14 protein-coding genes are annotated in these 17,584 nt (G+C 67.4%); 6 read left to right on the forward strand and 8 right to left on the reverse strand.

Annotated elements, in window-relative coordinates; genetic code table 11:
• Positions 1-4: 4 nt before the first annotated feature.
• On the reverse strand, positions 5-907 hold the full coding sequence (locus N7I30_RS03725; protein ID WP_498636773.1) for a polyprenyl synthetase family protein: 903 nt from the start codon (positions 905-907) through the stop codon (positions 5-7).
• 226 nt (positions 908-1,133) lie between these two features.
• Between N7I30_RS03725 and mtgA the strand changes: the two genes are divergently transcribed.
• Both mtgA and rpmF read left to right on the forward strand, forming a co-directional pair.
• On the forward strand, positions 1,134-1,814 hold the full coding sequence (gene mtgA / locus N7I30_RS03730) for a monofunctional biosynthetic peptidoglycan transglycosylase (protein WP_498636775.1): 681 nt from the start codon (positions 1,134-1,136) through the stop codon (positions 1,812-1,814).
• Between the two features lie 223 nt (positions 1,815-2,037).
• Positions 2,038-2,223 (forward strand): 50S ribosomal protein L32, encoded by a 186-nt coding sequence (rpmF, locus tag N7I30_RS03735; protein WP_024349798.1) that lies wholly within the window; start codon positions 2,038-2,040, stop codon positions 2,221-2,223.
• A gap of 154 nt (positions 2,224-2,377) precedes the next feature.
• Here rpmF and phaR read toward each other — a convergent pair whose 3' ends face one another.
• A complete protein-coding gene (phaR, locus tag N7I30_RS03740; RefSeq protein ID WP_187391162.1) occupies positions 2,378-3,007 on the reverse strand; it encodes a polyhydroxyalkanoate synthesis repressor PhaR in 630 nt (209 codons plus the stop codon).
• Positions 3,008-3,299: 292 nt separating this feature from the next.
• On the opposite strand from phaR, the gene N7I30_RS03745 reads away from it, so the two are divergent.
• The 4 genes from N7I30_RS03745 to N7I30_RS03760 all read left to right on the forward strand — a co-directional run bounded on the left by N7I30_RS03745 (position 3,300) and on the right by N7I30_RS03760 (position 6,699).
• Positions 3,300-4,484 carry an acetyl-CoA C-acetyltransferase gene (locus tag N7I30_RS03745; RefSeq protein ID WP_228239350.1) on the forward strand — a complete coding sequence of 395 codons (1,185 nt, stop codon included), beginning with the start codon at positions 3,300-3,302 and terminating at the stop codon, positions 4,482-4,484.
• A 28-nt stretch (positions 4,485-4,512) separates the two neighbouring features.
• A complete protein-coding gene (locus N7I30_RS03750) occupies positions 4,513-5,415 on the forward strand; it encodes a patatin-like phospholipase family protein (protein WP_475361747.1) in 903 nt (300 codons plus the stop codon).
• A gap of 18 nt (positions 5,416-5,433) precedes the next feature.
• Entirely contained in the window at positions 5,434-6,159 is a 726-nt protein-coding gene (gene phbB, locus N7I30_RS03755) for an acetoacetyl-CoA reductase (protein ID WP_024349794.1), read from the forward strand.
• A 186-nt stretch (positions 6,160-6,345) separates the two neighbouring features.
• Entirely contained in the window at positions 6,346-6,699 is a 354-nt protein-coding gene (locus N7I30_RS03760) for a PepSY domain-containing protein (RefSeq protein ID WP_228239353.1), read from the forward strand.
• Between the two features lie 135 nt (positions 6,700-6,834).
• Here the strand turns inward: N7I30_RS03760 and N7I30_RS03765 are convergent, their stop codons facing one another.
• The 6 genes from N7I30_RS03765 to treZ all read right to left on the reverse strand — a co-directional run bounded on the left by N7I30_RS03765 (position 6,835) and on the right by treZ (position 17,516).
• Complete coding sequence (locus tag N7I30_RS03765; protein WP_498636779.1) at positions 6,835-8,982, reverse strand: DUF1217 domain-containing protein; 2,148 nt, start codon at positions 8,980-8,982, stop codon at positions 6,835-6,837.
• A gap of 137 nt (positions 8,983-9,119) precedes the next feature.
• A complete protein-coding gene (locus N7I30_RS03770) occupies positions 9,120-10,211 on the reverse strand; it encodes a Gfo/Idh/MocA family protein (protein ID WP_498636781.1) in 1,092 nt (363 codons plus the stop codon).
• The gene (locus N7I30_RS03775) at positions 10,208-10,993 is read right to left on the reverse strand and encodes a ThuA domain-containing protein (protein ID WP_491374009.1); all 786 of its coding nucleotides are present in this window, start codon (positions 10,991-10,993) and stop codon (positions 10,208-10,210) included. The genes N7I30_RS03770 and N7I30_RS03775 overlap by 4 nt, the downstream gene beginning before the upstream one ends.
• Before the next feature lie 81 nt (positions 10,994-11,074).
• On the reverse strand, positions 11,075-13,783 hold the full coding sequence (gene treY, locus N7I30_RS03780; protein ID WP_498636783.1) for a malto-oligosyltrehalose synthase: 2,709 nt from the start codon (positions 13,781-13,783) through the stop codon (positions 11,075-11,077).
• The gene (gene malQ / locus N7I30_RS03785; RefSeq protein ID WP_498636785.1) at positions 13,780-15,639 is read right to left on the reverse strand and encodes a 4-alpha-glucanotransferase; all 1,860 of its coding nucleotides are present in this window, start codon (positions 15,637-15,639) and stop codon (positions 13,780-13,782) included. Before malQ ends, treY begins: the two co-directional genes overlap by 4 nt.
• The gene (gene treZ / locus N7I30_RS03790; protein WP_498636787.1) at positions 15,636-17,516 is read right to left on the reverse strand and encodes a malto-oligosyltrehalose trehalohydrolase; all 1,881 of its coding nucleotides are present in this window, start codon (positions 17,514-17,516) and stop codon (positions 15,636-15,638) included. Before treZ ends, malQ begins: the two co-directional genes overlap by 4 nt.
• Positions 17,517-17,584: the final 68 nt, after the last annotated feature.

Below are 17,584 nucleotides of genomic sequence, written 5' to 3' on the forward strand. Positions count from 1 at the left end.
AGCCTCAGCTCGACCGGTTCGCCACGAACCGCGCCGCCTCGATCAGCACCGCCCCCTTGTCGCCGAAGGGCGCAAGTTCCGCCTCTGCCTCGGCCACCAGCCGGTCGAGACGCGTACGGGTCCAGTCGATCCCGTTGAGGGCGGGTAGCGTCTTCTTGCCCCGCTCGCGGTCCTTGCCGGCGGCCTTCCCCAGCACCGCGGCGTCCGCCGTCTCGTCGAGGAGATCGTCGGCGAGCTGGAAGGCGAGGCCGACGATCTCGCCGAAGCGGCGCAGGCGGGCGCGTTCGCCCGTACCGGCATCGGCGACGATGGCGCCGGCCTCGCAGGCAAATGCGATCAGCGCGCCGGTCTTCATCGCCTGCATCCGGGCGATCTCGTCCTCGGACAGGACGGCGTTCTCGGCGGCAAGATCCAGCACCTGCCCGCCGACCATGCCCGCTGCGCCGGCATCGCGGGCCAGCAGCGCGACGAGCGCGACGCGGGCCTCCGGCGACAGGGACGCCTCGCCCGCCACTAGACCGAAGGCGAGGGTCAGGAGACCGTCGCCCGCCAGGATCGCCGTCGCCTCGTCATAGGCCCGGTGGACGGTGGGTTTGCCGCGTCTCAGATCGTCGTCGTCCATCGACGGCAGATCGTCATGGACCAGCGAATAGCAGTGGATGCACTCCAGCGCCGTCGCCGTGCCGATCGAGGCCTGTGGGTCGGCGCCGAACAGGCGCGCGCTCTCGATCACCAGGAAGGGCCGCAGCCGCTTGCCCCCGCCGAGCGCGCCATGGCGCATGGCCGCCAGAAGCCGCGCCGGTGCCCCCGCCACCGAACCGTGCGCACCGGCAAGGCAGTCCGCGAGCCGGGCTTCGGTCAGGTCGGCGGCTTCCGACAGCCGGGCTTGGAACGGGGTCTGGCTCATGGCTGCGTCGCTTTCCTGTCAGTGCGCGTCCGGCTTTGCCGAAGCCGCGGCCCGGGTCAAGGCGGCTGTGCTGCAGGTCCGCCATCGAGACCCCATGGCGATCGACACCTCGCAGCGTTGCGGCCATGCGGCGTCACCGGTAAGACCGGCGGATGAACGCGCGTTCCCGCCCCTGCCCTTCGAACAACAGCCAGCCGGCCTCCGCCGGCCGTGCAGGCATCGCACGATGATCCGGCGTATCGCGGCGATCGCCGCTCTCGTGATCCTCGTGCTGGTGGCGATTCCCCTCATCCTGACGCCACTCTACGCCCTGCGCGCCGTGCATCCGGTCTCGACGCTGATGCTGGCCGATCATTTCGGCTTCCGTTCGATGCAGCGCGAATGGGTCGACATCGACGCCATCGCCCCGGCGATGGTCTATTCGGTGATGATGTCGGAGGACGGCCAGTTCTGCCGGCATGACGGGATCGACTGGGGCGAGATGCGCGCCGTGGTCGAGGAAGCGCTGGCCGGCGAGGAAACCCGCGGCGCCTCGACAATTCCCATGCAGACGGTGAAGAATCTCTTCCTGTGGGGCGGCCGCTCTTATGTGCGCAAGGCGATCGAGGCGCCGCTCGCCCTTTATCTCGACCTCGTCCTGTCGAAGCGGCGGATCATGGAAATCTACCTCAACGTCGTGGAGTGGGATCGCGGCATCTACGGCATCGAGGCGGCTGCGCAGCACTATTTCGGGCGGTCCGCTGCAAGGCTCACCGCCCGCCAGGCCGCGCTTCTGGCGGTCACACTGCCCAATCCGATCGAGCGCAATCCGGCCAATCCCGGGCGCGGGCTCAACCGCCTCGCCGACCGGGTGCAGCGCATGGCAAAAAGCTCGGGCGACTATGTCGGCTGCGTGAAACCCGCATGAGGACGGCAACGGAATCGTCGCCGCCCCCTTCCCAACCAGCCGGGTCTTTGCTATGGGCAGCCTCGAATTCCCGTCATGGCGAAGTTCTGCGGCGATCTGCATGGGATCGCGGGCGACGCCGACGTGAATGCGCGGAGCTCCGAGAGCCGGCGCAGAACGAGATCAGACAGACGTCGATGATGCCGCGTTGCGGCATCCCCCGACAGCCCGAACGGAGCAAGACATGGCCGTACCCAAACGCAAAACGTCCCCGTCGAAGCGCGGCATGCGCCGTTCGGCGGACGCCCTCAAGGCACCGACCTACATCGAAGACAAGGATTCGGGCGAGCTGCGCCGTCCGCATCACGTCGACCTGAAGACCGGCATGTATCGCGGTCGCCAGATCCTGACGGTCAAGGAAAAGGCGTAAGCCTTTCCCGGCTGCTTCGGCGGCCGGATCGATCAGCATGAAAAAGGGCCGGTCCGGCAGGACTGGCCCTTTTCGCGTTGTCAGCGCTGCCGTCGCCACGCCGTAGCGTCCGCGGCCCGGTCCTCCCCCGGGCGGCGGACGGCGCCGGTCGTGATCAGTCGGCCTTCTTGGTGTCGGTCTTGCGGGCATCCAGCGCCTCGATGCGCTTCTGCATCTCCACCAGCTGCTCGCGCATCGCCTTCAGATCGTCGTCGGCCGGCCGCTCGCTGCGGCGCGGCGCGGCCGCTTCGCTGTCACGCGAAGCCGGATCGGCCGCATTGCCCATGGCCCCGGCCGCAAACGGATTGAACACGGTCATGGCCTGCCGGAACATCTCGGTGTTGCGGCGAACCTGCTCTTCCATCAGCTTGATCGGCGTCTGCGCCATCGCGCTCGGCAGCTTGTCGCGAAAGCCTTCCTGCTCGCGCGAGAACGCGCTCATCGACTGTTCCAGATAGGCCGGAATGACCATCTGCATCTGGTCGCCGTAGAATCGGATGAGCTGGCGCAGGAAGGCGATCGGCATCAGGTTCTGGCCGCCCTTGTTCTCCTGCTCGAAGATGATCTGGGTCAGCACCGAATGGGTGATGTCCTCGCCGGTCTTGGCGTCCTGAACCTCGAATTCCTCGTTCTTCTTGACCATCGCCGCCAGGTTTTCCAGCGTCACATACGTGCTGGTACCGGTATTGTAGAGCCGGCGATTGGCGTATTTCTTGATGACCGTCACGTCCGAATTCTTGGCCATTCCTCACCCCCTAGCCCGCTGTTCCGGCGTCAACGTCGTCGGTTTGTGCGACTGCTTCGTTGCGCCGCATAAATGATAGGCACAAAACCCGGCGGTACTCAAACCATTCCCCGTGGCCCGGCCGGGGCGCCTACCGCATTGCAGCGCCCGCCGGCGCGGGGCGCAACGCCGGGGATCGCGTTGACAGTCGCAAAGCGGCTCTGCGACAACCGATGGGAACCCGGTCGCGGCACCCTATCTGCCGCCGCACGGAATTCCTCGATCGCGGGCAGCCCGCAGGGAGACACAGGTCATGAGCAACGGACAATCGGTCGTCATCGTCGGCGCGGCGCGCACCCCGGTCGGCTCCTTCAACGGCGCGTTCGCCAACGTGCCGGCCCATGAGCTGGGCGCCGCGGCCATCCGCGAGGCGCTGGCGCGCGCCAAGGTCGATGCAGGCGATGTCGACGAGGTCATCATGGGCCAGATCCTGACCGCCGCCGAGGGCCAGAACCCGGCCCGCCAGGCGGCCATGGCGGCCGGCTGCCCGAAGGAGACCACCGCCTGGGCGCTGAACCAGCTCTGCGGCTCGGGCCTGCGCACCGTCGCCATCGGCATGCAGCAGATCGCCCTCGGCGACGCCAGCATCATCGTGGCCGGCGGGCAGGAATCCATGTCCATGGCCCCGCATGCCGCGCATCTGCGCCAGGGGCAGAAGATGGGCGACCTGAAGATGGTCGACACCATGCTGAAGGACGGCCTGATCGACGCCTTCAACGGCTACCACATGGGCAATACGGCCGAGAACGTCTCGCGCCAGTGGCAGATCACCCGCGAGATGCAGGATGAGTTCGCCGTTGCCTCGCAGAACAAGGCCGAGGCCGCCCAGAAGGCCGGTCGCTTCAAGGACGAGATCGTCCCCTTCACCGTCAAGGGCCGCAAGGGCGACACGGTGGTCGAGGATGACGAGTACATCAAGCACGGCACGACGCTGGAGAAGGTGCAGAAGCTGCGCCCGGCCTTCGACAAGGAAGGCTCGGTCACGGCGGCGAACGCTTCGGGCATCAACGACGGCGCCGGCGCCACGGTGCTGATGAGCGAGGCCGAGGCCGAGCGGCGCGGCCTGACGCCGCTGGTGCGCATCGCCTCCTGGGCGACCGCCGGCGTCGATCCGTCGATCATGGGCACCGGCCCGATCCCGGCGTCGCGCAAGGCGCTCGAAAAGGCCGGCTGGAGCGTCGAGGATCTCGACCTCGTCGAGGCCAACGAGGCCTTCGCCGCCCAGGCCTGCGCGGTGAACAAGGACCTCGGCTGGAACCCGGACATTGTCAACGTCAATGGCGGCGCCATCGCCATCGGCCACCCGATCGGCGCTTCCGGCACGCGCGTCCTCAACACGCTGATCCACGAGATGATCCGGCGCGACGCCAAGAAGGGCCTCGCCACCCTGTGCATCGGCGGCGGCATGGGCGTCGCCATGTGCTTCGAGCGCCCGTAACGGCGCCGTCGTAAAACGGCGCGGCGGCATGACGGACCTGAACTTCGAACAGCTCGTGTTCTCGGGCGGCGGAACGCGCTGCTTCTGGCACGGCGGTTTCCTGGAGACGGTCCGCCGGCCGCTGGCCCTGACGCCGGCACGCATCGCCGGCGTCTCCGGCGGCGCGCTGTCGGCGAGCTGCTTCATCGCCGGCCGCGACGAAACCCTGCTGGAGGTGATGGGCGCGACCTTCGACCGCCGGTCGCAGAACGTCGCCACAAGCTGGAACGAGGTGCAGGCCGACGGGCTGACGCCGCACCAGCGCATGTACCGGGAGATCGTCGCTGAGACGCTCGACCGGCAGGCCATCGCGGCGATCGCCGACGGCCCGTCCTTTCAGGTGTTGCTGGCCCATCCGCCGACCCGGCGCCTGCCGAAATGGTCGACCTTCCCGCTGATGGCGGCCTATCTCCTCGATCTCGCCGTCCGCTCGACCCCGAAGGTCGTGTTGCCGACAGCGCTGGGCACCGACCAGATCCTCGTCGACGCAAGGCAGGCGGCCCGCGACGGGCGCCTGATCGACCTGGTCTGCAGTGCCGCCGTGATCCCGCCGGTGTTCAACATCGAGGGCTGGAACGGCCGCCCGGTCATCGACGGCGGGATGACGTCCAAGGCGCCGATGCCCGATCCGAACGAGGGCCGGACGCTCATCCTGCTCACCCGCCGGTTCCGTCACCTGCCGCAATCGGAAAGCTGCCTCTATGTCGAGCCGTCCGAAGCGGTGCCGGCCGACAAGATCGACTTCACCAACCGCAGGAAGATCGAGGACACCTGGCGGCAGGGCGCCAGCGACGGCAAGGCTTTCCTGCTTCGGCACGGGCTGGGAACCGACGCGCCGGCCTTCGCACATGACAAGACACACGGAACGCGCGACGCTCACGCGTCCGGATAATTCAAACGGGAGGAAGACATGGGAAGAGTTGCAATCGTCACCGGCGGCACGCGGGGCATCGGCGCGGCCATCTCCAAGGCGCTGAAGGAGGCCGGCTACACGGTGGCGGCGACCTATGCCGGCAATGACGAGAAGGCCAACGCCTTCAAGGACGCCACCGGCATCGCCGTCTACAAATGGGACGTCTCTTCCTACGAGGCCTGCGCGGAGGGCATCGCCAAGGTCGAGGCCGAGCACGGCCCGGTGGAAATCCTGGTCAACAATGCCGGCATCACCCGGGACGCCATGTTCCACAAGATGACGCCCGAGCAATGGCAGGAGGTCATCGGCACCAATCTCAACGGCCTGTTCAACATGACGCGGCCGGTCTGGGAGGGCATGCGGTCGCGCAATTTCGGCCGGATCATCAACATCTCGTCGATCAACGGCCAGAAGGGCCAAGCCGGCCAGGCGAACTATTCCGCCGCCAAGGCCGGCGACATCGGCTTCTCCAAGGCGCTGGCCCAGGAAGGCGCCAAGAAGGGCATCACCGTCAACACGATCTGCCCCGGCTACATCAACACCGAGATGATGGCGACGATCTCCGACGACGTGATGCAGAAGCACATCCTGCCGCAGATTCCGGTCGGCCGTCTCGGCGAGGCCGAAGAGATCGCCCGCTGCGTGGTGTTCCTCGCCTCGGACGATGCCGGCTTCGTCACCGGCTCGACGCTCTCGGCGAATGGCGGCCAGTACCTGCACTGACGCGCCCCGTCGGCTTTCGACAGCACAGACAACGGCGCCCGTTCGGCGCCGTTGCCGTTTTCGCCGCCCCGCGGCTGACCGCTTCCCTGATAGTCACGGAACCAAACAACCTCGTTGCCGGTTTGGGGTCCGCGCACGCGCTGGAGTTGTTTCCGGCCGCGCTATTTTCGGGTGAGGAGTCGAGCCGTGATCAGCAGGAAATCCCTTTACGCAGTGGTGGCCGTCGCGGCGATGACCGCGGCCACGCCGGTGCTGTCCCAGAGCGTCCAGATCGGCCGCGACGGGATCCGCATCGTCCCGCAGGAACAGATGCGCGATCACGACCGGCGCGACCATGACCGCCGTGATCGGCGCGAGGAAGCCCGCCGCGACGTCTCCGAGCGCGACGCGGTCCGCATCGCCAAGCGCCAGGGCATGCGGCAGGTCCACGTCGTCACGAGCAGCCGCGGCGCCTACCGCGTCGAGGGCTCCGACCGGCGCAAGCGCCAGATGCGGGTCGAGATCGACCGTCGCAGCGGCGAGGTCCTGTCGGTCCGCTGACCTGACGGGAGTACTCGCGTCGCGCGGCAGGCGACCGGCCGCGCGACCTGCGCCCATCGATGATGGACCCGAACGACGAAGGCCCCGGTGGAGCGTATCCGCCGGGGCCTTCGTCGTTTCACGTATCGCAGCTGGTTACAGGATGCCGCCGGAACTGCCGAGGATTGCCAGGGCCGGCGACGTCGCCGTGCTTGTCGACTGGGCCTCCTGCAGGGCGAGATAGCGGCTGATGAACCGCTCCAGCCCCTTCGGGTCCTTCAGCGTTTCCAGGTCCAATTTCTTCTCGATGGTCCGCTTCTGCAGATCGAGATTGCTCTGGCTCGACTCGGCCGGCAGTCCCACCGCGGTCTGCACCACGGTCAGCAGCGCCGGATCGGCAAGGATCTCGTAGATCGATGTCAGTTCGGGCGCCAGCCGACGGAAATACAGGGCCAGGCGCACCGACTCGTTGTCGGCGCCGGCCTCTTCTTCCATGGTCTGGCGCAGGTAGAAATCCTGCGTCGACAGGAAGTCGCTGGCGCTCTGGATCTCGTGCACGCCGCGCTCGATGCCGCCATCCGGCGTGAAGGCATAGGCGGCCGCGAACTCGATCAGACGGCGATCGCCGGACTTGTTGACGAAGCTCTCGGGATCGGACGGATCGCTGGTCAGGATCGAGACGAGATCCTTCTGCGACAGGCGATCGGCCTCCAGCCCATAGGCCTTCAACGCGAAGTCCACGACGGTCTTGTTGGTGACGAAGTCGTTGACGGAGACGATCGACAGGAGCGCCTTCTTGTAGGCCGTGGTGGCCTCGGTAATCGCCTTGCTTTCGGCCGTGGTCGGCGCGTCGCCGAAGGATTCCGCGTAGCGCGTCGCGGTGTCGATCTGGTTGGCTTCGGTCTGGGCGATGCGCTGGGCCGCAATCTTGCCGCTGTCGTCGAAGTTGAACGCCGCGGCCAGCTTGACGTAGCGATCGTCATTCAACGAATTGGCATAGGACGACGGGTCGGAGGGGTCGCTGCGCAGCACCCGCATGATGCTGCTGCGGCTCTCGGTCGCCGGATCGAGGCCGAAGGCCTTCAGGGCGTAGTCGTAGACCGCCGAGCTCGAGACGAACTGGCGCACGGTCGACATGCCGCTCACCGCCACGCGGAACAGGCTGGTGGCGATCTTGTCGTTGCCGGCCGTGGCGGTGCGGTAATTGGCGAAATAGCCGTCGACCGTCGCCTCGCGCGCCGCGTCGCTCTGGGCCGGTTCCCCGACCGGCAGATTGCCCTGGGTGTCGAAATTGAACCGCTCGTTGAGGAGCTTGTACTTCTCCTTGCGGGCAAGCGAGGCCGGCGTGTCCTCCGGCATCTGGTTCAAATCGCTGTTCGGGTCGTCAGGATCGCTGGTGATCAGCGTCCACGCATAGGACGGCATCTCCGAATCGCTGAGGCCCACCGAACTGAGCGCCATGCCGAACAGGCGGGGATCGTTGACCAGTTCGTCCGCAGTGCGGATCTTGGCGATCTCGGATTCGTAGTAGCTGACCTGATAGGCGGCCGCCTGCTCGCTGGTGGCGAGACCCTTCTTTGCGAAATATTCGAAGACCGTGTTGTTGGCCTCCTTCTCGCTCTGCAGGCCGCCGGCGGGGATCGAGCCGTCCGGCTCGAAGGCCAGCATGGCGGCGAGATCGGCATAGCGGTTGTCGCCATTGGCGGCCGGGCCGTCAGCGGCGTTGCCGGTCAGGACATCGCGGATGAAGGAGCGCGACGCGATCGACGGGTCGATGCCGACCGAGGCCAGCGAGACGTTGAAGAGATGCGTGCTGTTCAGGAACTCGTCGACATTGGAGATGACGCCGATACCGTCCATGTAGGCCTTGGCGGCCGTCGCATGCACCTGGCCGGCGCGGGTGCGGTAGTCCGAATAGGCCTCGACGACGAGATCGGTCTGCCCGACCGTCTGGGCCACGAGAACCGGCGGCTCGGCGGTGCTGATGAAGCTGAAGGCCTTGGCGAAGGTCCGGTAGCGCTCGTCCGACAGCTTGTTGGCAAGACTCGAGGAATCGCTGAGATCGCTCTCGAGCACCTTCTTGATCAGCGCCTTCGAACCGATCTGCTCTTCCAGCCCATGCGCCTTCATGGCGTAGGAATAGAGCCGGTAATCCGCCATGAACTCGTCGATCGTCGAGACCGAATGGATGTTCGTCCGGTAGTATTCTGCCTCGCGCTTGACCACGGGATCGGCCGCGATGCGGTCGAGCGTGCGCGTCATGTCGCGGGTGTAGAGCTGGTACGAGAGCGTATTGGAGAGCATGCCGGCGTTTCCTGGCCGTGCGGACCGCACGTGACACTACGGCCGCGGAAGGCGGCACATGGACGGCAGCTTACCGGGCAAATCCTTAACCGGGACTGGATACGCCCCCGAAAAAGCGATTCGCCGCCGCCTTTTGCTCAATCGACCGTCAGCATCCGGCCCTGCGCGTCCGACCGGATGGCGAGGTCGAGCAGCGTCTGCACCTGCGCCGCGTGTCGGAAATCCGGCTGGCCGTTCACCCCCGACAGGAGTGCCAGCACGAAGCGATCGGCGTTGCGCGGGGTCGGCGGGCAGTCGAGCACCTTCCAGGTCTGCGTCTCGATATCCGACCCGAGACAGGCGGACAGCGTCGAGTCCGTCGTGTTGGACCAGATCTTCAGGGCGCCCTTTTCGCCGTGGATGGTCAGGTCGAGATCGTTCTCCCTGCCGGTCGCCGAGCGGCTCATATGGACGACGCCCAGCGCGCCATTCCCGAATTCCACCGTCATCGCGCAGGAATCGTTGGCGTCGAGACCGTAGTCGCCGATCGCGCCGCCCTCGGCCTTGTCGAAGGTCTTCAGCCGCGCGCCCAGCGCGGCGATGTCGAGACCGGTGCCGAAGGTGACGAAGTCGAGGATGTGGATGCCGATATCGCCGAGGACGCCGCCCGAGCCATGGGCCGTCGACAGCCGCCACAGCCAGCGCTCGTCGGTCCGCCAGTCGCCCCAGTGGCGCGCCGTCAGCCAGCTCTGCAGATAGCTCGCGGCAACATGCCGGATGTCGCCGATCTCGCCCGCCTCGATCATCCGCCGCGCCATCTGGAGGGCATGGGCGTTGCGGTAGGTCAGGTTGGCCATGTTGATCACGCCGGCCGCTTCTGCCGCCGCGACCATCTCGAAGGCGTCGGCCGCATGGACCGCCAGCGGCTTCTCGCAGAACACCGCCTTGCCGTGTTCGAGGACCTGCAGCGTCGTCGGCTTGTGGACCTGGTCCGGCGTCGCGTTGACCACCGCCTCGAAACCACCCCAGGCCAGCGCGGCGTCGAGATCGTCGAACGCATGCGGGATGCCGTGCAGGGCGGCGAAGGCCCGGGCCCGCTCGGCATTGGTGTCGCAGGCCGCAACGACCGCGCAGCCGGGGATCGAGCCGAAATGCTCGGCATGGCGATGGGCGATGCTGCCGGTGCCGAGGATCAGGATGCGCTTCCCACCCGCCGCGGCCCCGGACGGCGGGGTCGCCCCGCCGGTCATCGAAAGCCCGCCTCGCCGTCCTTGTGGAGCGAGGCGCCGCGCTGCTCGATCGGTTCGGGTGCCTTGTCGACCGGCACGTTCGGCGCATTCGACACGTCGGACCAGGCGGGAACCGGGTTGTACGCCCAGTGCACCGCGTTGCGCAGCACGGTCTGCACGGCCGGCTCGTGATAGATCGGATAGGTCTCGTGGCCGGGGCTGAAATAGAAGATGTTGCCCGCCCCGCGCCGGTAGGTCAGGCCGGAGCGGAACACCTCGCCGCCCTCGAACCAGGAGATGAATACCGTCTCCAGCGGCTCAGGCACCAGGAACGGTTCGCCATACATCTCCGCCTGGGGCAGCTCGATCGACGGTCCGAGCCCCTGCGCGATCGGATGCGAGCGGTTGATCGTCCACAGCCGTTCGCGCTCGCCCGCCTCGCGCCAGCGCAGCGAACAGGGCGTGCCCATCAGCCGCTTGAAGATCTTCGAGAAGTGCCCCGAATGCAGGACGATCAGGCCCATGCCCTGATGCACCCGCTCGGCAACGCGGTCGACCGTCTCGTCGCTGACCTGGCCATGCGCCTTGTGCCCCCACCAGAGGAGCACGTCCGTCGCGTCGAGCCGTTCCTGCGGCAGGCCGTGTTCGGGCGCGTCCATCGTCGCGGTGGAGACGTCGATCTCCGGATCCTGCCGCAAGGCGGCGGCGATCGTCTCGTGGATGCCGTCCGGATAGATCGCGCGGACCTCGGCTTCCTCGCGCTCGTGGACGAACTCGTTCCAGACGACGGTGCGGATTGCCATGACGGTCTCCGATAAGCCGAACTGCTATGTGCCTTGCCTGCATCCGGGACGAAAATTCCCCTCGCCCCGGATGCACGTCGATCAGGTGGCCTCGAGCAGCGCGAAGGGAAGCTGTGCCAGCACCGTCGCCAGGGAGAGGTCGGCGGGCAGTTCATGCTCCTGCCCGGTGACCACGTCGCGATAGGTGCGTCCGGCGAGCCCTTCCGGCAGACGGATCGACGTCTCCTGCCAACGCTCGGCCGGCACGTCGATCGCCTCGCGCCCGTCGAGCAGGGTCAGGCAGAGCCGCGGCGCGATGGTGATCGCGACGTGTCCGGCCTCGTCGGTGCGGGCAAAGGCGACGACATGCGCCGCCATCGCGCCTTCGACCGCCAGCGGCACATAGGCCCCCGTGGTGAACAGCGCCGGCGCACGCTGGCGCATCGCCAGTCCGCGCGCGACGATCATCGCTTTCAGATGGCCGCTGCGCCAGTCGGCCAGCGCGTCCCCCGGATCGCCCGCGTCCGCCAGGGCAGCGGAGATCGACGCGAAGTCGACGGTGCGCCGGTTGTCCGGATCGACCAGGGAGAAATCGTAGAACTCGGTGCCCTGGTAGATGTCCGGCACGCCCGGCGCCGCCATCTTGATCGCCGTCTGGGACAGCGAATTCAGCGCGCCGGCGGCCACGAAGGGCTGCGCCGCCGCCCAGAAGCCGGAAAGGAAATCGCCGGTCTTCTTCGGGTCGAGCAGCGCATGGACGAAGTCCTGCACGCCGGCTTCATAGGCTTCGGCCGGCGAGGTCCAGCTGGTCCAGCGCTTGGCCTCGCGCACCGCCTTTTCGGCATAGGCGGCCAGGCGTTCGGCGATCGCGGCACAGGCTTCGGTGTCGGCCGGGTCGAAATCCGTCGGCAGGACGCCGAGCAGCGACTGGTAGAGGCCCCATTCCGTCGCCGGCTCGGGGGCTTCCATCTGGCCGCCGTCGATCGAATGGCGGAACGGCGCGAGCTGCTCGGCATACCCGCGCACCAGCGACTGCCAGTGCTCCGGCGCTTCCGAAAGGGTGTAGAGCCGCGCCCGGGCGTCCTCGCCGCGCTTGGTGTCGTGGGTCGAGGTCGCCAGCATGCCTTCCGGCTGGTCCTCGACCCGGATCTGCATCGCCTCGTGGAAGAGATCGACATCGGCGCCGTAATGATCCGGCTCGCCGCCGACCTCGTTCAGCGCGATCAGCCGGTTGTAGCGGTAGAACACCGTGTCCTCGACGGCCTTGGCCATCACCGCGCCGGTGGTCTGCTGCAGGCGGCGGGTGAAGTCGAGGGCACCGGCGACATCCGCGCCGTCCTCGAAATCGAGCTTCAAGAGCCGGCCGATGAACTGGATCGGCTCGTCCGCCTCGACCTCGCGGCCGGTCATGGCCAGATCGACGGCGTCGTCGATGATCGCGATATCGCGGCGCGGCACGCCGTCGACCGAGACATAGGTGCGATAGACCGGCAGCGCCGTCGCCACCTCGACGATGGCGCGGGCCATGGTGTCGGCGCCCAGATCGCGGGTCGCAAGGCCGCGGCCGGCCACCGACAAAGCGAGGCCCGTCAGATAGGACAGTTCACCGGCCAGGTTGCGCTGGAAGATCGCCCGCTTCTGCCGGGTGATCATGGCCCGCAGGTCTTCCTCCTCGCCGAGGAAGTCGTGATAGGCGTCGGTCATCGGCGCCTCGCGCGCGGCGTCGACGTAAAGCCCCGACAGGGCGGTGATGAACTCGTAGCCGGTCGTGCCGGCGATCTCCCAGGACGTGCGCAGGCGCTCGTCGCCGGTCAGGATCTTCTCGACATGGATCGAGGGCGAGCGGCGGACCGAATGGAATGCCTGGCGCAGATCCTCCAGATAGCCCTTCGGATCGGCGAGGCCGTCGACATGGTCGATGCGGATGCCGTCGAGCCGGCGTTCGCGCGCCAGCCGCATGATCATCTGGTGGGATTCGCGGAAGACCCGGCGCGATTCCTGGCGCACGCCGATCAAATCGGCGATCTCGAAGAACCGCCGATAGGTCAGTTTCTCGCGGGCCGTGCGCCACCAGGCGAGCCGCCAGGCCTGCGCCTCGTGCAGATCGTGCAGCGCAGCCTCATCGCCCCGGATCGTCGCCAGCGCCTTGTCGAGCGCCGAGCGGAAGGCGGGATCGGCCAGATGCTCGTGAAAGCGCTCGGTCATCTCGTCGGCCTCGGTCGGCGTCGAGACGGCGAAGCGGCGGATCAGCCGGTCCTTGTCCGGATGGTCCATCAGGCCGAAGATATGGCCATAGGTGCGCGGATCGATCGGCAGGCCGTAGCCGGAGGCATCGAAACGCAGGCTCGACGTCGGCTCGTCGAAGACGACGGAGAGATCGCCGTCGGCCAGGGCCTCGCCATAGGGCTTGGCCAGCACCGGCACGAGGATCTTCTCGGCCTCCCAGGAGATGTCGAAGGTGCCGGCATAGCGGCTTTCGCGGCCCCAGCGCAGCACGTCCTCCCACCAGTGGTTGGTCGGCGAGACGCCCATGTGGTTCGGCACGAAGTCGAGGATCAGCCCGAGATCAGCCTTCACCAGCGCGTCGCTCATCCTGGTGAAGCCGGCGACCCCGCCCAGATCCTCCTCGAAGGAATTGTAGTCGGTGACGTCGTAGCCATGGGTGGAGCCGGGCGAGGCGGCGAAGATCGGCGAGGCGTAGAGATGGCTGGCGCCCAGCTTGCCGACATAGGCGGCGAGCTCCGCGGCGACCGCAAAATCGGTGCCCTCGCGAAACTGCAGGCGATAGGTGGCGACGAGTTGGCGGCTCATTGTGCGTTCGGCCTTTCTTCGCGCATGGCACTGGCCATGGCCCGGAAGCGTTCGTGGTCGATCAGCCCCTCAAGGGGCACGTCGGATCGGATGCGCCAATTGGGATACTGGTCGGTGGTGCCGGGCAGGTTCGGCTGGCGCTCCTGCCCCACCATGTCCTCGAGCTGCACGGTCAGAAGCAGCGACGGGGTGCGTGCGACATAGCGATGGACGGCGACGGCGATCTCCGCCGGCAGCGCCTCGGGCAGATCGGCACCGCCCGCAAGGGTCAGCGCTTCCATGTCCTTGGGCAACAGCTTCGCCTTGGCGAGCGCCGCGAGCAATGCCACGCGGTCATGGCGGCGCGCGGCGAGATCGCGCTCGGTCGCGGCCTCGTCCTGGGTGCCGGCCTCGGCGCGCAGCTGGACGTCGGCGCCCGTCCACCAACCGGCAAGCGTCGCCAGATCGTGGGTGGAGACGCAGGCGAGCGCCAGTTCGGGATAGTCCTGGGGCTCGACGAAACGGTCGTCCTGCCGCTCGAAATAGAGAACGCGGTAGGACAGGATGTTGGCGTCCTCCATCGTGCCGCGAAAGCCTTCCGGGACCGTACCGAGATCCTCGCCGATGACCAGGCATTCGTTGGCTTCGGAGGCTTCGGCCACGGCGTCGACCATGGCGCCGAGCGGATAGCGCACATAGCCGCCGCCCGAGGAGCCGGCATCCTGCGGGATCCACCACAGCCGCGCCAGCCCCATGGCGTGGTCGATGCGGACGGCGCCGGCATGGCGGGTCAGCGCCTCGAAGGAGGCGCGCAGCGGCCGGTAGTCGCGCTCGGCCAGCACCTTGGGCGACAGCGGCGCGAGGCCCCAGTCCTGGCCCTGGCTGTTGAACATGTCAGGGGGCGAACCGACCCGGGCCGCATTGACCGTCAGCGACGGATCGCTCCAGGTCTCTGCGCCGTCCGGCGCAACGCCGACGGCGAGATCGAGATAGAGCCCGATCGTCATGCCGGCCGACTGGGCCGTGGCCTGTGCCGCCGCCAGCTGCGCTTCGGCGGTGAACTGCAGCCACGCATGGAACGTCAGCCGGTCGGCATGGGCGGTGGCGAATTCCGCGACCGCAGGGTTCGTGCGGTCCTGCAGTTCCTGCGGCCAGTTGTGCCAGCCCGCATGGCCGCCATCGGCCACCTGCGCTTCCGAGATCGCCTCGAAGAGGGCGAAACCCGCCAGCGCCTCGCCGCCGGCCGCCCGGAACCGGGCGAAGGAATCGGAGGCCTCGATGTCGGCGCGGTTCGCGGCAAAGACCCGCTCCAGCGCCTGCCGCTTCACCCGGCCGACGGCCGGATAATCGACGAGGTCGCCGTCGAGCGCATCGAACAGTTCCGGGCTTTCCCGGCGCAATGCGGCCAACACCCCGTCGCCGCCGTCGAGGCGGTCGATGGCGATGTAGAGCGGATTGAGGAAACTGCGGGTCGACGGCGAATAGGGGCTGAAGCGGCCGGCATCGGCCATGAACAGGGCATGCAGCGGATTGACGCCGACGAAGGAGGCGCCCTCGCGTGCCGCGGTCACTGCCAGATCGGCGAGATCGGTGAAATCGCCAAGGCCGAGATTGCGCGCCGAGCGCAGGCCGTAGAGCTGGCAGGCGACGCCCCAGCGGCGCTGCCCCTTCACCGCTGCCGGCAGCGCGCAGGCGCGTTCGGGCCTGTGATGGGCTTCGGCAAAGCTGCCCTTCGCGCCGGTGTCCGGATCGACACCGAGCGCCGCCAGCAGGCTGTGCACCGCCGCATCGGAAATGCGGACCGGCTCGCCCATCTCGGACGTGTATTCGACCTGGATGCCGTGGCTTTCCGCGAGGTCCTGCAGGGCGCGGCTCAAGAGACCGGCCCCGCGATCAGGTTCTGGCTTTCGAGGCGGAAGACCACGGAGGTGCCCGGCAGAATGCCGCTCTTCAGCTGCTCGTCGGCGCCCTTCGGATAGGCGTGCACCAGCGTCCCGCATGTCAGATCGCTCTTGGCGACCGTGTCGGGGATCGGCCACGGCTCGTCGTCGAGATTGGCGAAGAGGTGCAGCACCGTCCCGCCTGCCAGTTCCCAGGCCACGACGAAGGCCTTGGACGCGTCCGACGCGAACCACGTGCCGCCATTGCCGCCAATGCCCCTCAGCAGCGGGACGATCGCGGACTGGCGCTTGGCCAGCAATTGCCGCGTCAGTTCCAGCCGGCGCCGATAGGTCGGCCGCTCGGGCATGGTCCAGTCGACCCGCGAATTATGGAAGGTGCTTTCCTCGTTCGGATCGGGGATCAGTTGGCGTGCTTCCTCGTCCTGGAACGCCCCGAACTTCGCGAATTCATTGCGCCGCCCCTCGCGCACCGCGGTGCCGAGCTCCCCGTCGAAATCGGTGAAGAAGCTGAAGGGATGGGTGTCGCCGAACTCCTCGCCCATGAACATCAGCGGGATCTGCGGCGACAGAAGCAGGATGGTCTGCAGGCATTCGACGGCGCGGCGCGAGCCGAGATCCGTCAGCCGGTCGCCGAAGGCGCGATTGCCGATCTGGTCGTGGTTCTGGACGAAATTGACGAAGGCCGTCGGGGGCAGATGCGCCGAATTCTCGCCCACCTCGTGACCGCGGTGCTCGGAATACTCGCCCTGGAAGACGAAGCCGGTGGCCAGGCACTTGGCCATCTGCTCGACGCTGTGGCCGACATAGTCGGCGTAGTAATTGTCGTATTCGTGGGTCGCGATGACATGGGCGCAATGATGGAAATCGTCGTTCCATTCGCCCGAGACCAGCGTCGGCTGCCCGGCTTCGTCGCGGGCAACATGCCAGGTGATGTTGCGGTCGTCCTCGGTGGTCAGATGCACGTGGCGATCGGGAAAGGCCGCCCTCACCCGCGCGGCCAGTTCCTTCACCAGCGGGGTGTCGGTCGTGTCCTTGATGGAGTCGATCGCGTCGAGGCGCAGGCCGTCGATCCGGTATTCCTCGAGCCAGTAGAGCGCATTGTCGATCATGAACTCGCGCACCGGCGCTTCGTCATAGGCGATCGCCGCGCCCCAGGGGGTGTGGATCTCCTCGTGGAAGAACTCCGGCGCATAGGAGCCGATGTAGTTCCCGTCGGGTCCGAAATGGTTGTAGACGACGTCGAGGAAGACCATCAGGCCGCGCTCATGCGCCGCGTCGACCAGCCGCTTGAGACCGTCGACGCCGCCATAGACCTCGTGCGGGCAGTACAGCAGCACGCCGTCATAGCCCCAGCCGCGACGGCCGCCGAACTGGGCGACGGGCATCAGTTCGACCGCGGTGATCCCGAGGTCCCGCAGATAGTCGAGCCGCTCGATCATCGCCTCGAAGGTGCCGGCCTCGGTGAAGGTCCCGGCGTGGAGCTCGTAGAAGACCACCTCTTCCCAGGGCCGGCCGGCCCAGTCGGCAGTCTTCCAAGCGTAGGATCGCGGATCGACCAGCTTCGACAAGCCGTGCACGTCGCCCATCTGGGCACGCGCCGCGGGGTCCGGAACGACCATGCCCTCATCGACGCGGAAACCGTAGCCGCCGCCCACCGCAACCTGATCGGTCGTGATCCGCCACCAGCCGGCGGCGTCCTTCTCCATCGCAAGGAAGTCGTTCTGAACGCCTTGGCGTCCGACGACGAGATCGACGTGCCCGGCGCCGGGCGCCCAGAGCCGGAAGACGGTCCCGTCATCCCCGTGCCGTGTGCCCCATGACGTGTCGAAGGAGAAACGATTGCCGCCTGTCATATTCCTGTCCCGTCAATTCCATGGGCCGATGCGGTCCGGCCGCGCCGTACGCGGTGGCGGGTCGTGTC

Origin of the sequence: Aurantimonas litoralis (assembly GCF_026153195.1) — a bacterium.
Lineage (GTDB): Bacteria > Pseudomonadota > Alphaproteobacteria > Rhizobiales > Rhizobiaceae > Aurantimonas > Aurantimonas coralicida.

Bases quoted from the DNA above. Each gene is read 5' to 3' on its own strand.
- N7I30_RS03770 (WP_498636781.1), bottom strand. From the start codon at position 10,211: ATGACCGGCGGGGCGACCCCGCCGTCCGGGGCCGCGGCGGGTGGGAAG.
- treY (WP_498636783.1), bottom strand. From the start codon at position 13,783: ATGAGCCGCCAACTCGTCGCCACCTATCGCCTGCAGTTTCGCGAGGGC.
- N7I30_RS03775 (WP_491374009.1), bottom strand. From the start codon at position 10,993: ATGGCAATCCGCACCGTCGTCTGGAACGAGTTCGTCCACGAGCGCGAG.
- mtgA (WP_498636775.1), top strand. From the start codon at position 1,134: ATGATCCGGCGTATCGCGGCGATCGCCGCTCTCGTGATCCTCGTGCTG.
- N7I30_RS03725 (WP_498636773.1), bottom strand. From the start codon at position 907: ATGAGCCAGACCCCGTTCCAAGCCCGGCTGTCGGAAGCCGCCGACCTG.
- N7I30_RS03745 (WP_228239350.1), top strand. From the start codon at position 3,300: ATGAGCAACGGACAATCGGTCGTCATCGTCGGCGCGGCGCGCACCCCG.
- phaR (WP_187391162.1), bottom strand. From the start codon at position 3,007: ATGGCCAAGAATTCGGACGTGACGGTCATCAAGAAATACGCCAATCGC.
- rpmF (WP_024349798.1), top strand. From the start codon at position 2,038: ATGGCCGTACCCAAACGCAAAACGTCCCCGTCGAAGCGCGGCATGCGC.
- N7I30_RS03750 (WP_475361747.1), top strand. From the start codon at position 4,513: ATGACGGACCTGAACTTCGAACAGCTCGTGTTCTCGGGCGGCGGAACG.
- treZ (WP_498636787.1), bottom strand. From the start codon at position 17,516: ATGACAGGCGGCAATCGTTTCTCCTTCGACACGTCATGGGGCACACGG.
- N7I30_RS03765 (WP_498636779.1), bottom strand. From the start codon at position 8,982: ATGCTCTCCAATACGCTCTCGTACCAGCTCTACACCCGCGACATGACG.
- phbB (WP_024349794.1), top strand. From the start codon at position 5,434: ATGGGAAGAGTTGCAATCGTCACCGGCGGCACGCGGGGCATCGGCGCG.